The sequence below is a fragment of the Kribbella sp. NPDC051936 genome (assembly GCF_040680955.1).
Classification (GTDB): domain Bacteria; phylum Actinomycetota; class Actinomycetes; order Propionibacteriales; family Kribbellaceae; genus Kribbella.
The window spans coordinates 1-13,966 of the sequence record NZ_JBFAXS010000007.1 but is presented as its reverse complement, the minus strand read 5'-3'; the positions used below and the strand labels follow the sequence as shown (position 1 = coordinate 13,966).

At 68.3% G+C, this 13,966-nt stretch carries 12 protein-coding genes and 1 pseudogene; 9 read left to right on the top strand and 4 right to left on the bottom strand.

Annotation, left to right across the window (positions count from 1 at the left end; genetic code table 11):
* The first annotated feature begins 174 nt into the window (after positions 1–174).
* The 8 genes from coxB to AB0L64_RS24530 all read left to right on the top strand — a co-directional run bounded on the left by coxB (position 175) and on the right by AB0L64_RS24530 (position 9,705).
* Positions 175–960: a cytochrome c oxidase subunit II gene (gene coxB, locus AB0L64_RS24565; RefSeq protein WP_363713545.1), complete on the top strand. Its 786-nt coding sequence runs from the start codon at positions 175–177 to the stop codon at positions 958–960.
* Entirely contained in the window at positions 957–2,735 is a 1,779-nt protein-coding gene (gene ctaD / locus AB0L64_RS24560) for a cytochrome c oxidase subunit I (RefSeq protein WP_363713543.1), read from the top strand. The genes coxB and ctaD overlap by 4 nt, the downstream gene beginning before the upstream one ends.
* Positions 2,732–3,127, top strand: a complete 396-nt coding sequence (locus AB0L64_RS24555; RefSeq protein WP_363713541.1) for a cytochrome c oxidase subunit 4 — start codon at positions 2,732–2,734, stop codon at positions 3,125–3,127. The genes ctaD and AB0L64_RS24555 overlap by 4 nt, the downstream gene beginning before the upstream one ends.
* Positions 3,128–3,326: 199 nt before the next feature.
* The gene (locus tag AB0L64_RS24550; protein ID WP_363713539.1) at positions 3,327–4,568 is read left to right on the top strand and encodes an Ig-like domain-containing protein; all 1,242 of its coding nucleotides are present in this window, start codon (positions 3,327–3,329) and stop codon (positions 4,566–4,568) included.
* 122 nt (positions 4,569–4,690) lie between these two features.
* A complete protein-coding gene (locus tag AB0L64_RS24545; RefSeq protein ID WP_363713537.1) occupies positions 4,691–7,354 on the top strand; it encodes a LuxR C-terminal-related transcriptional regulator in 2,664 nt (887 codons plus the stop codon).
* Positions 7,355–7,441: 87 nt separating this feature from the next.
* The gene (locus AB0L64_RS24540; protein ID WP_359933222.1) at positions 7,442–7,744 is read left to right on the top strand and encodes a hypothetical protein; all 303 of its coding nucleotides are present in this window, start codon (positions 7,442–7,444) and stop codon (positions 7,742–7,744) included.
* Positions 7,707–8,414 carry a DUF4386 domain-containing protein gene (locus AB0L64_RS24535; RefSeq protein ID WP_363713535.1) on the top strand — a complete coding sequence of 236 codons (708 nt, stop codon included), beginning with the start codon at positions 7,707–7,709 and terminating at the stop codon, positions 8,412–8,414. The genes AB0L64_RS24540 and AB0L64_RS24535 overlap by 38 nt, the downstream gene beginning before the upstream one ends.
* Positions 8,415–8,475: 61 nt before the next feature.
* On the top strand, positions 8,476–9,705 hold the full coding sequence (locus tag AB0L64_RS24530; protein WP_363713533.1) for an MFS transporter: 1,230 nt from the start codon (positions 8,476–8,478) through the stop codon (positions 9,703–9,705).
* Here AB0L64_RS24530 and AB0L64_RS24525 read toward each other — a convergent pair.
* The 3 genes from AB0L64_RS24525 to AB0L64_RS24515 all read right to left on the bottom strand — a co-directional run bounded on the left by AB0L64_RS24525 (position 9,698) and on the right by AB0L64_RS24515 (position 12,701).
* Positions 9,698–11,260, bottom strand: coding sequence for a DUF222 domain-containing protein (locus AB0L64_RS24525; RefSeq protein WP_363713531.1), 1,563 nt, complete (start codon positions 11,258–11,260; stop codon positions 9,698–9,700). The two genes, AB0L64_RS24530 and AB0L64_RS24525, sit on opposite strands and share 8 nt — an antisense overlap.
* Before the next feature lie 97 nt (positions 11,261–11,357).
* Entirely contained in the window at positions 11,358–11,837 is a 480-nt protein-coding gene (locus AB0L64_RS24520) for a pyridoxamine 5'-phosphate oxidase family protein (RefSeq protein WP_363713529.1), read from the bottom strand.
* Between the two features lie 33 nt (positions 11,838–11,870).
* On the bottom strand, positions 11,871–12,701 hold the full coding sequence (locus AB0L64_RS24515) for an alpha/beta fold hydrolase (protein ID WP_363713527.1): 831 nt from the start codon (positions 12,699–12,701) through the stop codon (positions 11,871–11,873).
* A gap of 41 nt (positions 12,702–12,742) precedes the next feature.
* Here AB0L64_RS24515 and AB0L64_RS24510 point away from each other — a divergent pair, with 41 nt between their 5' ends.
* Positions 12,743–13,207, top strand: a complete 465-nt coding sequence (locus AB0L64_RS24510; protein ID WP_363713525.1) for a MarR family transcriptional regulator — start codon at positions 12,743–12,745, stop codon at positions 13,205–13,207.
* A 48-nt stretch (positions 13,208–13,255) separates the two neighbouring features.
* On the opposite strand, the pseudogene AB0L64_RS24505 reads toward AB0L64_RS24510, so the two are convergent.
* Positions 13,256–13,966 (bottom strand): annotated as a pseudogene (locus AB0L64_RS24505) (ubiquinol-cytochrome c reductase cytochrome b subunit); the annotation flags it as partial.

The following is a 13,966-nucleotide window of genomic DNA, read 5'->3' as shown; positions in this document are numbered from 1 at the left end:
ACCTATGCGCAGGACGGCGAAAGGTGTCCAGTAGTGTTTGGTCGTCAGTCTCACTTGGGAAGGGAAAGGCGCCCCGTGGGTTCGAACGGCACGCCCGGAGTGGAGGAGCGACCGGCAGGTTCTGCCGGCGCCACACGGCCGGCGAAGCGTCGCCTGCTGGTCGGCAGTGCAGTGGTGCTGGGCACCCTGCTGCTGACCGGTTGCTCGACGGCGACCACTGAGCAGTGGAAACGACTCGGTCTGCCCGAGGGCGCATCGGACCGGACCGAGGCCATCCGCAGCCTCTGGATCGGGGCCTGGATCGCCGCCCTGATCGTGGGCGTGATGGTCTGGGGCCTGATCCTGTGGGTCGTCGTGCGGTACCGCAAGCGCAACGACGACGCACCCCGGCAGGTGCGCTACAACCTGCCGCTCGAGGTGCTCTACACCCTGGCGCCGTTCGCGATCATCGGCGTGCTCTTCTTCTACACCGTCGAGCACGGCAACCAGGTCACGAAGATGAGCGCCAACGCGCAGCACACCGTGAACGTGGTGGGCCAGCAGTGGCAGTGGACCTTCAACTACAAGGACACCGTCGACGGGCAGCAGGGCGTCTGGGAGACCGGCACGCTGGACAAGCCCGCGACGCTGTGGCTCCCGGTGAACGAGTCGGTGCACTTCGACCTGACCTCGCCGGACGTCATCCACTCCTTCTGGGTCCCGTCGTTCTACTTCAAGCTCGACGTCATCCCGGGCAAGACGAACAAGTTCGAGCTGACCCCGACCAAGACCGGCACCTTCGCCGGCAAGTGCGCTGAGCTCTGCGGCCTCTACCACAGCCGGATGGTCTTCAGCGTCAAGGTGGTCAACCGCGACGAATACGACGCACACCTGCGCGAGCTGGCCGCCAAGGGCCAGACCGGCGCCGCAACCGGTGGCGGCGACGCCACCACCATTCCCGGCACAGGGGGCGAGAAGTGACGGACTTCGCCGAGCGCACCGGCGCCATCGGCAGCACCACCACGCTGCCCCGGCGGCGCACCAAGGGCGAGCTGCTGGTCAAGTACCTGACCACCACCGACCACAAGCTGATCGGGCACATGTACCTGGTCACGTCGTTCGCGTTCTTCCTGATCGGCGGCGTGATGGCGCTGCTGATCCGCGCGGAGCTGGCCAAGCCGGGTCTGCAGATCGTGAACGAAGAGGTCTACAACCAGCTCTTCACGATGCACGGCACGATCATGCTGCTGCTGTTCGCGACCCCGCTGTTCGTCGGCTTCGCGAACGAGATCATGCCGATCCAGATCGGCGCCCCGGATGTGGCGTTCCCGCGGCTGAACATGTTCAGCTACTGGCTGTTCCTGTTCGGCGGCCTGATCACGATCAGCGGCTTCTTCACCCCGGGCGGCGCGGCCGACTTCGGCTGGTTCGCCTACGCCCCGCTGTCGAACGCGGTCCGTTCGCCGGGCATCGGCGGTGACCTGTGGATCATGGGTCTGTGGATGGCCGGCCTCGGCACGATCCTGGGTGCGGTCAACTTCATCACCACGATCATCACCATGCGCGCACCCGGTATGACGATGTTCCGGATGCCGATCTTCACCTGGAACATCCTGGTCACCTCGATCCTGGTGCTGATCGCGTTCCCGATCCTGGCGGCGGCGCTGCTGGTGCTGGAGGCGGACCGAACACTCGGGGCACACGTCTTCGACGCGGCCAATGGTGGGCCAATACTCTGGCAGCACCTGTTCTGGTTCTTCGGGCATCCCGAGGTGTACATCATCGCGCTGCCGTTCTTCGGCATCGTCACCGAGATCCTGCCGGTCTTCAGCCGCAAGCCGGTCTTCGGCTACATCGGTCTGGTCAGCGCGACCCTCGGTATCGCGGTGCTCTCGGTGGCGGTGTGGGCGCACCACATGTTCGTCACCGGCGCGGTGAACCTGCCGTTCTTCTCGTTCATGACGTTCTTGATCGCGGTGCCGACCGGGGTGAAGTTCTTCAACTGGATCGGCACGATCTGGGGCGGATCGGTGTCGTTCGACACGCCGATGCTGTGGTCGATCGGCTTCCTGACGACCTTCCTGTTCGGCGGTCTGACCGGCGTCATCCTGGCTTCGCCGGCGCTGGACTACCAGCTGTCCGACTCGTACTTCGTGGTCGCGCACTTCCACTACGTCGTGTTCGGCACGGTGGTGTTCGCGATGTTCGCCGGTTTCTACTTCTGGTGGCCGAAGTTCACCGGGCGGATGCTGGACGAGCGGCTGGGCAAGCTGCACTTCTGGCTGCTGTTCGTCGGCTTCCACACCACGTTCCTGGTGCAGCACTGGCTGGGCGTCGAGGGGATGCCGCGGCGCTACGCGTCGTACGGCGCCAACGAGGGCTTCACCACGCTGAACGAGGTGTCCAGCGTCGGCGCCTTCATCCTGGGCGCGTCGATGCTGCCGTTCTTCTACAACATCTACAAGTCCCGCAAGACGCCGCCGGTCGGCGTCGACGACCCGTGGGGCTGGGGCCGTTCGCTGGAGTGGGCGACCAGCTCACCGCCGCCGCGGCACAACTTCGTCAAGCTGCCCCGGATCCGCTCGGAGTCCCCGGCGTTCGATCTTCACCACGCCGACGTGGCGCTGGCGGAGTACCCGGACAACCGGGCCGGCACGGACAACCTGCTGGACGCCGGTGAGGACCAGGGCCGCGTCGAGCACCTGATCGAGCAGACCGACGGGACCGGCGGGACCGAGGGGAAGGACAAGGCGTGAAGGTCGAAGCCTGGGTCTTCGGGATCCTGAGTGTGTTCGTGCTCGTCGTCACGCCGATCTACTGGCTGATGTCGGAGGACCCGACCGGCACCACCGCGCTGGTGATGACGTTCTTCCTGTCGCTGCTGGTGGCGTTCTACCTGAGCGTCACCGCGCGCCGGATGGACGCCCGGCCGGAGGACCGCAAGGAAGCGGAGATCGTCGAAGGGGCCGGCGAGCTCGGCTTCTTCCCGCCGCACTCCTGGTGGCCGCTGTGGTGCGCGCTGACGCTGTCGGTGGTCGTCCTCGGCATCGTCTTCGGCTGGTGGCTGTTCATCGCCGGCTGCGGCATCGGCATCGTGACGCTGAGCGGGTTCATCTTCGAGTACTACCGTGGTGACCACGCTCACTAGTTGAGAGTCGTACGAAAAACGCCGTCCGGGAACGAACCGGACGGCGTTTTCGTGCGTCTTGAGTAGTGCCGCCGGGTACAGAGAGTTGTGGTCCGTACCAGTGAGGCGGCTTGCGGATGCAGGGAAATGTCGCCGCGGCAGGTTACCCTTACCGCGGTTTGACTAAACAGGGGAGAGCTGGGGAATGGTAAGCGGTTCGGTGAGGAAGCACGGCCTTGCCGTGGCGGGTATCTGCGTCCTGCTGCTGGCCGGGACGGCCTGTAGCGACACCAAGGCCAACGGCGGCGGTGGGCAGTCGACGCCCGGCGCGTCGACGTCGCAGAGCAACACGCCAGGCGCCTCGAGCACCCCGGATGCCTCGGGCACCCCATCGGAGTCCGCCGCGGCGGCCAACATCGCCGTGGTGCCTGCCAAGGGCGCGACGTCGGTGCAGCCCGACAAGCCGGTGACGGTGACCACCACGGCCGGCAAGCTGACCGCGATCACGCTGAAGGACGACGACGGCGACAAGGTCACGGGCAGCTTCAACACCGACAAGACCCAGTGGACGTCGCAGCCGCAGCTCAAGCCCGGCGCGTCGTACACGGTGAGCGGCTCGGCCGAGGGCACCGACGGCGCCACCGTGCCGATCAGCTCGACCTTCAAGACGCTGAAGGCGTCGAAGAGCCTGAAGGCCTCGGTCGTCCCGCTGAACGGTGAGACCGTCGGCGTCGCGCTGCCGATCCAGATCTTCTGGAACAACCCGGTCAAGGACCGCGCCGCGGTCGAGAAGCGGCTCTCGGTCAAGACGTCGGTCCCGGTCGACGGCAGCTGGCACTGGGTGAACAGCAAGCAGGTCAACTACCGCCCGAAGAACTACTGGCCGGCCGGCACCAAGGTGACCGTGAACATCGACACCCAGGGCGTCAATGCCGGCAACAACACCTGGGGCACCTCCGGCCGGACGATCGCGTTCAGCATCGGCAAGTCGGTGGTCAGCAACGTCAACGTCAAGACCCACACGATGACGGTGAGGATCAACGGCAAGCTCGCCCGGACCATCCCGATCACCGCCGGCAAGGACGGCTTCACCACCCGCAGCGGCGTGAAGGTGATCATGGAGAAGTTCACGGTGAAGCGTATGGACGCCGCCACCGTCGGCCTCAAGCCCGGCGACCCCGAGTACTACAACATCCCCGACGTGAAGTGGGCCCAGCGCGTCACCAGCTCCGGCGAGTTCATCCACGGCGCACCGTGGTCGTCCGGCAGCCAGGGCAGCGCCAACGTCAGCCACGGCTGCGTCGGCATGAGCCTGAAGGACGCCCAGTGGTTCTTCAACCAGACCCTTCGCGGCGACCCGGTCATCGTCACCGGCACGACCCGCCACATGGAGCCCGGCAACGGCTGGACCGACTGGAACACCACCTGGGCGGCGTACAAGGCAGGCTCCGCCCTCTCCTGACCCTCTGAGCCAACAGCCTCCCCACCCGCATGCCCGCGGCCGGGAGGCTGTTGTGTTTTCACCAGCCCTGAACGCGCGTGTCCTACTCTCGTGGACATAGCGTCAACACCCCCGGGGTTGCGATGACCGACGCGCTCGTCGAGACCAAGTTCTTCCCGCCCGCGCCACGGGCCGGCGTCGTCGCGCGGGCACGGCTGGACGAGGGCCTGACTCGGGGCGGTCGCCTGGTTCTGGTTTCGGCGCCGGCAGGATTCGGCAAGACCACCCTGCTGGGACGGTGGATCGACAACCACGTCGCCTCGGCGGGAGCGACAGTCGCGTGGGTCGCCCTCGACGAGGGCGACCGCGAGGCCTCGTCGTTCTGGACGTACGTCGTCACCGCCTTGGGCCGTGCCGTTCCAGGCGTCGCGGCCAGCGCCCTCCCGCTGCTTCAGGCTGGGCAGACGCCGATCGAGGCAGTGCTGACTGTGGTTCTGAACGAGCTGAGCGTTCGACCGGACGAGGTCATCCTGATCCTGGACGACTACCACCTCGTCGACAGCCCCGGCCTCCGGCCGGCGATGACCTTCCTCCTCGATCATCTGCCTCCGCAACTACGGCTCATCATCAGCACCCGAGCAGACCCCGGCCTGCCGCTGGCACGCCTGCGCGCACGCGGCGAGCTCCTGGAGATCCGCGCCGCCGACCTTCGCTTCACCCTCGCCGAGGCGGTCAGTTACCTCAACGACGTGAACGACCTGCGTCTGGCCGCCGAGGACATCGCGTCACTCGAGGAGCGCACCGAGGGGTGGGTCGCGGCCCTGCAACTCGTGGTGCTGTCGCTTCGCAGTCGCGGTGACGCCGCCGACTTCATTGCCGGCTTCGCCGGAGACGATCGCTTCGTCGTCGACTACCTCGTGGAAGAGGTTCTGGATCGCCAGCCCGACGCGGTACGGCGGTTTCTGTTGGCGACCTGCATTCTCGACCGTCTCACCGGACCGCTCTGCGATGCAGTGACCGGCGAACACGACGGCAAGGCGATGCTGGAACGGCTCGACCGCGCGAATCTCTTCCTGGTCCCGCTCGACGACCAGCGCCGCTGGTATCGGTATCACCACCTCTTCCGCGACGTCCTCCACGCCCATCTGATCGACGAGGACATCGACGTCGCAGCGCTGCATCGACGCGCTGCCGACTGGTACGGCGGTGCCGGCCGGCCGGAGCCGGCGGTCCGGCACGCGCTCGCGGCCGGTGACGTTAGGCGGGCGGCAGACATGGTCGAGCGCGCCGTACCGGAACTGCGCAAGAACCGCCAGGAGCACACCTTGCTCCGGTGGATCGACGAGCTTCCCGATGACGTGGTCGAGCGCCGGCCTGTGCTCGCGATGGGGTTCGTCGGCGCGCTGATGGCCGGCAACGAGTTCGGCGACGTCGAGCGCAGGTTGCGCCACATCGAGCAGTTGTTGAGCGGGCCGGAGGAGATCGTGGTCGTCGACGAGCTCGAACTCGCCAGGCTGCCTGGCGGCATCGAGCTGTACCGGGCCGCGCTGGCACTGATCGGAGGTGACCTCAGCGGCACCTTGGCGCACGCCCGCTCGGCGGTCGACCGTGCGCCCGAGCATGACCACCTCACCAGGGCTTCGGCCGAGGCGCTGGCCGGAATCTCCTCGTGGACGGCGGGCGACCTCGAGGCCGCACACCGCAGCTACACCGCTGCTGCCGACGGGCTACACCGGGTCGGGTACGTCGCCGACGTCCTCGGATGCTCCATCACGCTCGCCGACCTCGAGATCACGCAGGGCAGGCTGCGCCAGGCGCAGCGGACCTATGAGCGCGCCATCGAGCTCGCGGCCGGCCACGACCCCGATCTGCGCGGCATCCGGGACATGTACGTCGGTCTCAGTCAGGTGGCCATGGAGCGCGGCGATCTGACCAGTGCCACCGAGCACCTGAGACGCGGCGATCAGTTCGGGGAGCAGTTCGGCCTGCCGCAGAACCCGTACCGGTGGCGGGTGGCGCTGGCACAGGTCCGCGAGGCCGAGGGTGATCTCGACGCGGCGCTCGGGCTGCTCGCCGACGCCGAACGGGTGTACGTCGGCGACTTCGCGCCGAATGTGCGACCGATCCCAGCGCTGCGCGCACGAATGCTGGCTGCGCACGGGGACGTGGCCGCCGCCCTGGAGTGGGCACGCGAGTACGGCGTATCCGTGCACGACGAGGCGTCGTACCTGAGCGAGTACGAGCACGTGACTCTCGTCCGGGTCCTGCTCGCAGAGGGATCGCGGCTGCAGGACGCCATCGGGCTGCTCGAGCGACTCATCGCCGCGGCCGAGGACGGCGGTAGGCAGGGCACGCTCATCGAAGTCCTGACGCTCATGGCGCTCGCCCGGCATGCGACCGGGGACGACAGGGAGGCGCGGGCCGTACTGGAACGCGCGCTGGCTCTGGCAGAGCCCGAAGGCTATGTGCGGGTCTTCTCCAGCCAAGGGCAGCCGATGGCCGAGTTACTCACTGCCTCGGCCCCTGGCCCGTCGTACGTACGGCGCCTTCTGGCCGCCTTCCCGGGCGCGGCGGCCGTACCCGCTCCTCGCGACGGGTTGATCGAGCCGCTGACCGAGCGTGAGCTGGATGTCCTGCGGTTGCTCGCCGGCGAACTCGACGGGCCGTCGATCGCCCGCCGGCTCGTCGTGTCGCTCAACACGGTGCGGACCCACACCAAGAACATCTACGCCAAGCTCGGCGTCAACAACCGCCGTGCCGCGGTCCGCCGGGCGCACCAGCTCAACCTGCTGTCCCAGCGCCCCTGAAGATCATCACCGAGTTCACCAGATGATGTGAGGACCTCTCACCACATCGGCTCCTAGTTTGCGGGTATCGAACAAGAGGAGCGTCCCGTGAACAGCACGCCGCAGTGGTACGAGATTCGCCTCCGGGGGCGCCTCGATCCGCGGTGGTCGGCCTGGTTCGACGGGCTCGCCCTCACTGCCACCGCTGACGGCACCACCACCATCAGGGGCCCCGTCGTGGACCAGGCCGCCCTGCACGGGCTGCTGCAACGACTCCGCGACCTCGGCCTCCCCCTCCTCTCGGTCGCCCAGGTGGAGCCCGATCCGCACGCCAACCGCGAAGATCCGCACGACCCGAAGACCGGAGACAGCCATGACCACCACCGCACGACCCACCACAGCGACCAGTGACCCGACCCGCAATCACGCCCGCGCAGCCGGCATCTTCTACCTGCTCACGTTCGCGGCGTCCCTGCCCGCCTTCGCCGTCATCGGCTCGGCGGTCAACCCGGACCTCACCGTCGCCGCCGGGCACGACACCGAGCTCCTGTCGGCCGGCTTCCTGGACTTCGTCAACGCCCTCGCCTGTATCGGTAGCGCCGTAGCCCTGTTCCCGGTCGTGAAGCGTCAGAACCAGGCCCTCGCCCTCGGCTTCGTCACGTCACGGCTGCTCGAGGCCGCCATCATCATGACCGGCGTCGTCAGCCTGCTCGCGGTCGTCACCCTGAACCAGAACGGCACCGGTACGACGGGAACCAGCCAGGCGTTCGTGGCCGTCCGCGACTGGACGTTCCTGTTCGGTCCGGGGTTCATGGCCTCCATCAACGCCGTACTGCTCGGCACCCTGATGTACCAGTCGCGGCTGGTCCCGCGGATCATCCCCACCCTGGGACTCATCGGAGCGCCGCTGCTGTTCACCGCCAACGTCGCGACCGTGTTCGGCCACAACGAGCAGACCTCGGCCATCACGATGCTCGCCACCGTCCCGATCGCCTGCTGGGAGCTCTCGGTCGGCAGCTGGATGGCCTTCAAGGGCTTCAAGCCGGCGCCGGTCACCGCCGGTCTCACCAAGGTCGACTGACGTGCCCGGTGCGGTCCACCGCCGATGGCGGTGGGCCGCATTCGCCTGGATGATCGCTGCTGTGAGGGAACCGGACCGGGTCGGGTGGGGCTTCATCTCGCGCTATGCCCTGGCATCGATGGGTACGTCGCTGGTGTTCCTCGCTCCCTTGCTGGTCACCCTGGCGCTGAAGGTCAACTCGCTCGTCGGGATCGAGCAGGCTCCGAACAGCCTGGCACTCGTCGCCGGGACCGGATCCGTCGTGTCGATGATCGCGAACCCGTTCTTCGGCAAGCTCAGTGATCGCACGTCCTCACGACTGGGCATGCGCCGGCCGTGGATGGTCGCCGGCCTGGGCGGCGGGTGCGTCGGCATCCTGATCGTCGCGCTGGCACCCACTGTCGCCGTCGTCCTGGTCGGATGGTGCCTCGCGCAACTCGCCCTGAACGCTCTGCTCGCCGCTCTGATCGCCGTCCTGCCGGACCAGGTCCCGGTCACTCAACGCGGCTCGGTCGCGGGATTCCTCGGCATCGGTCTGCCCGTCGCGTCGGTGACCGCGACCTATCTGGTCCAGCTGTTCACCGGGAACCGGCTCCTGATGTTCCTGGCTCCGTGCGCGATCGGTGGGTTCTTCGTCCTGCTCTTCGCGGTCGCCCTGACGGATCGCCGGCTCGACCCGGCGGACAAGCCGCCCTGGTCGGTCCGGGAACTGCTCAGCACCTTCTACTTCAACCCACGCACGAGCCCCGACTTCGCCTGGGCGTTCAGCAGCCGGTTCCTGCTGGTGCTGGCCTACGCCTTCCTCGCCACCTACCAGGCCTACTACCTCCTGGACCAGATCGGCAGCCGGGAGGCCGACGTACCGCATCAGATCTTCCTGGGCACCCTCGCCCAGTCCGTCGTCCTGATCGCCGCATCCCTCGTCGGTGGCTACCTCTCGGACCGGACCGGCCGGCGAAAGATCCTCGTCGTCACCGCGTCGATCCTGTACGGCGTCGCGATGTTCGTCATCGCCGTCTCCGACACGTTCACCGGCTACCTCACCGGCATGGCGATCAGCGGCCTCGGCTTCGGCCTGTACGTCGCAGTCGATCTCGCTCTCGTCGCCGACGTACTCCCCGACCGAGCCACCGCCGCAAAGGATCTGGGAGTCTTCAACATCGCCAGCGCCCTCCCGTTCTTCGTCGCACCCGCCCTCGCGCCGGGAATCCTGGCCCTGGGCAACGGCAGCTACGCCGTCCTCTACACAGCCGCGGGATTGTCCGCCACGCTGGGAGCCGCCGCGATCCTCGGTGTGAAGCGGGTCAGATGAGCGCTGTGCCGGTCGGTGGTCCGGTCAGGGCGAAGTCAGCAGCCTCCTGGAGGACTGCGCCGTCTGCCTGCCACTGCGAACGCACCCCAACGGCCACCACCTCACCACCACCGAACGGTGCGGTGGGTGGATGGTTCGGTCTAGGGGCGGCGGCCCGGCGGCGGAAGCCGTGGGGGCGTGCGGGTTCGGCCCAGCTGGGGCGGGTGACGTGGACGACGCCGTCGAGGATGGTGATGTGCCAGTGGCCCCTGTGCAGGTCGGTGTGGTGGCGGCGGCACAGCAGGGCGAGGTTCGAGACTTTGGTGTCGCCGCCGTCGATCCAGGAGATCAGGTGATGGGCGTCGCACATGACCGGCGGGGCTCCGCAGACCACGCAGCCGCGGTCGCGGGCGTCCAGGGCGCGGCGCATCGCCTTGGTGACCAGCCGCACGCGGCGCCCGACGTCGAGGGGTTCGGAGTTCGAGCCGAGCACCAGCGGGATGATGTTCGCGTCGCAGGCTAGCCGCCGGATCGTGGCCGCGGACAGCCCGCCGCTGTAGACGGTGCGCCCGATCGCGTCCGCGGTCGCCGACCTGAGGTCGTCCAGGTCGATCGTCACCGTGATGGTCGCCTTCGCGCCGTACCTGGCCACCCGACCACCCGTGCCCGCGGTGCCTGCCATGTCCCCTGTACCCGCGGTGCCTGCCATGTCCCCTGTACCCGCGGTGCTCGCGGCGCCCTCCGTGCCGCTGGCGGGGCCGGCTGTGGGGCCGGGTGTGGGGCTGGTGGTGTCCCACGCGGCGGCGGTGCTCAAGGCATCCGACAGCGCGTCGGCCTGGCGCTTGTCGCGGGGGCGCGGGTCGTGTTCGCCGTCGACGGTCTTGTGCGGGCGGGCGCCGGCGTGCACGACGGCGCGCAGCAGTTCGGCGTTCTCGTTGGCTAGGAAGCCCGTGAACTTCACCCCGTTGTCCGCGGCCGACAGCGTCAGGGACTCCCGTTCATACGCCTTCAGCTCCTCGGGCTCGGGGCCGTCGGAGTCCAGCAGGTCGGCGATCTCCTTGGCCGCGGTACGCAGCTCGCCGGGCGACAGGTGGCCGGCCAGCCCGACCAGCTGCTCCGCGGCCGCGTCCAGGTGCTCCACCGGCACCCGCGACCGAACCCGCTCCAGCGGGGACACGATCGCGGCCGCCTGCGCCGGACGCAACAGCCAGCCACAGTCAGCGCCGGCGTCGGCCGTGCTGTCTTCGGCGTCGGCCATGCTGTCTTCGGGGATGTCAGAGGCTCCGCAGGAGGCGGTCTCGGCGAGGGCGGCAGAGACGGCTGGGTAGTGCTCCAGCGCCTGGGCGAGCCGGAGCGTACGGCGGGCGACCGGGGCGTCCAGTCGGTACCGGAAACGCAGCAGCTCCGCGGTGTCGCGCGCCCCGAGCTCAGCGGCGTACCCGGTGTTCTCCACAGCCGCGACCACGGTCAACCGGTAGGCTTCCAGGCGGGCGAGCTCGGTCTCCAGCGCGTCGAGGGTGGACAGCAGTTCGCCGCCGCCCATCGACCACGCCGGCCGCTCGCCCAGGAGTTCCATGCCGTCGACACTAGACGCCGGCTCCGACGATCAACGAACCAGAATCCCCTTGTTTTGTGGGCAATTCGTGGGCCCACACAGCCCACACAGCCGCGGACTAGGGCTGGGCTTCCTCGGCGCCGTACGACAGAACGCGCTCGGTGTTCAGCACGATCCAGACGTCGACCCACTTCCAGACATTGGGCCAGCTTCGATCGACAGCTGTGCGCAGGTCGTCGGGGAGGTCGTCGAGCCCGACCAGCTCGGCCGGACCCTCGGCGATGACCGCGATGTGGCTCTCGTCGTCGTTCTCGGCGACCACCAGCGTCAGCCAGGGGTTGGTCCGCAGGTTGCGAGCGCGAATCGAGCCGGCCACAGCGGGCAGCCAGAAAGCGCCGCCGCTGCGGACGTACATCGACATCGACGCGTGCGGCCGCCCGTCCGGCCGGCTAGTACCGACCACCGCGTACTCACGGCGCCCCAGATAGCTCGTCAGCTGCTCGGCCGTGAGCCGGCGCTCCGGCGGATAGGTGCTCGCCGTAGCTGCCGTGGCACGCTCAAAGGTCCGATCCTGCAGCTCTGCCAATACCTCAGTCATGCCCCAACGCTAGACGCGCCGTCAGCTGCCTGCTTATCGATTCCTGACCAGATGCGCCAGCAGCGGCGGAGCGACCTCATCGGCATGCAGCGACGGGAGCGAATGGTGGGTCGCAGTGTCGAGTTGTACGACAGTTGCGCCGGGGGAGAGGGTTGTGACTCGGCGGGTGAGGTGGGCGGCGTGCTGGCTGTTGCTGCGGCCGGCAACGAAGACCAGGGGAGTGATGTCGCGTAGCTGGTCGTCGCTGGGGCGTTTGGTGCGGACGAACGGTGTAGACGGCTGCTCAGCGGCCAGACCGGCCAGCTCCAGGACTTGGGGGTCGAGGGGCAGGCCCTGGGTCTCCCAGCGTAGGAACGAGGCGGTCCGCTCGCGGGAGGGGCGCAGCAGGCTCGGCAGCGCTCTGAGGATGTATGGGATGCGCAGACCGGTCCAGCAGTCCGTCGGGTCGAGGAGAGCCAGGCGTTCGACCCGCTCCGGGTGAGCGATCGCGTACGTGAGCGCGATCCAGGCGCCGTACGAGTGACCGCACAGCGCGGCCCGCTCGATGCCGAGGCCGTCGAACGTGTTGGAAAGCCAGCTGTGCAGGTCGTCCGGTGTCTTAGGGGTCCGGCCGGTGTTGGTACTGCGGCCCGCGTCGACGATCAGGTCGAACGCGTACACCCGGTACTGCTCCGCGAGCCGCGGGGCGACCGCGAACCACACCGGCGAGGTGGCGCCGTGCCCCGGAAGCAGTACGACGGGCGGCCCGTCGGCGGGACCGCACGCGTTCACGTGCGTCGTACCGAACTCGTCGGTCAGCTCGAGCTGCTCGACCGGCACGCCCCAGCGCGCGAGCAGACCGTCGTACGTGTCCTGAAAGCTCATACTGCCGAGAATAGCTCACTCAGTGAGGTAAATTGGCGAGTATGCGAGAAGGAGTGACACCGTCCGACCCGGATCGGGCCGCCGCGCTGGACGTGGTGCACCTGCTGCGCGAGGTCGCCCTACGGCTCGAGCTGGCGATGGGGGAGTTCGCGCGGACGACCGGCCTGCACGGCACCGACGTCCGGGCGCTGGTACGCCTCCTGGACGCCGAACGCGCCGGAGTCGAGGCCACACCAGGCTGGCTCGCTCAACAGCTTGGAATGACCTCTCAGGCGACGACGGCGGTCATCCACCGCCTGGAGGCCGCTGGCCATGTCGAACGCCTCAGAAGCCGCACAGACGGCCGCAGCGCCCGTCTCCAGGTCTCGGACAGCGCGGTGGCCCTCGGCTGGCAGTTCTTCGGCCCGCTTCTGGACCGGCTGATCGTCACCACCCAGGGCCTCGGCTCCGACGGGCAGACCGTGGTCAGGGAGTACCTGAGCGCGGTCTCGGACGCACTGGGGTAAACGAAAGGGCCCCGGCAGATGCCGGGGCCCTTCGCACTGCGTACGACGTCAGGAGCGGTCGCTGGTGACCTCGCGGTAGGTCTCCGTGTCCTCCGTCAGCTCGTGGATCTCGTCGGCGTCGTGAGCGTGCTCGTGCGCCTCTTCGAGTTCCGCGGTCGTCGGCTTCTGGACGGCGTCGGCGTAGTAGAAGCGGGACAGCGCGGCACGGGCCTTGTGCAGCGCCCGGCGCGGGGCGCGGACGCCGTTCTCGTCCGTCTCCGGACCGAGCTCGTGCGGCACGACCCGGTCCCGCGCGGTCAGCGAGTACGCCTCGTACGTCGAGATCGGCTGGTGCTTCTCGGTGTACTTGCCGTCCGCGTCGCGCATGATCACGCCGGTCTCCAGACCGTGCAGCAGCCGCTCCTGGTCGGCCCGCTGCAGCGAGATCGCCCAGCGACGGGCGATCCAGAAGCCCAGGATCGGGCCGAGGATCACCGCGAACCGCAGGAACCACGTCACGTTGTTCAGCGAGATGCCGAAGTGGGTCGCGATCAGGTCGTTACCGCCACCGATCCACAGCAGTGCGTAGAAGGTGATGAACGCGACGCCGATACCGGTCCGGGTCGGGACGTCCCGCGGGCGGTCGAGCAGGTGGTGCTCGCGCTTGTCACCGGTGATCCAGCCTTCGATGAACGGATACAGCGCGACCAGGGTGACGAACGCCGGCGGGACGATCAGGGCCGGGATCAGCAGGTTCCAGCTGATCGTGATGCCCCAGAA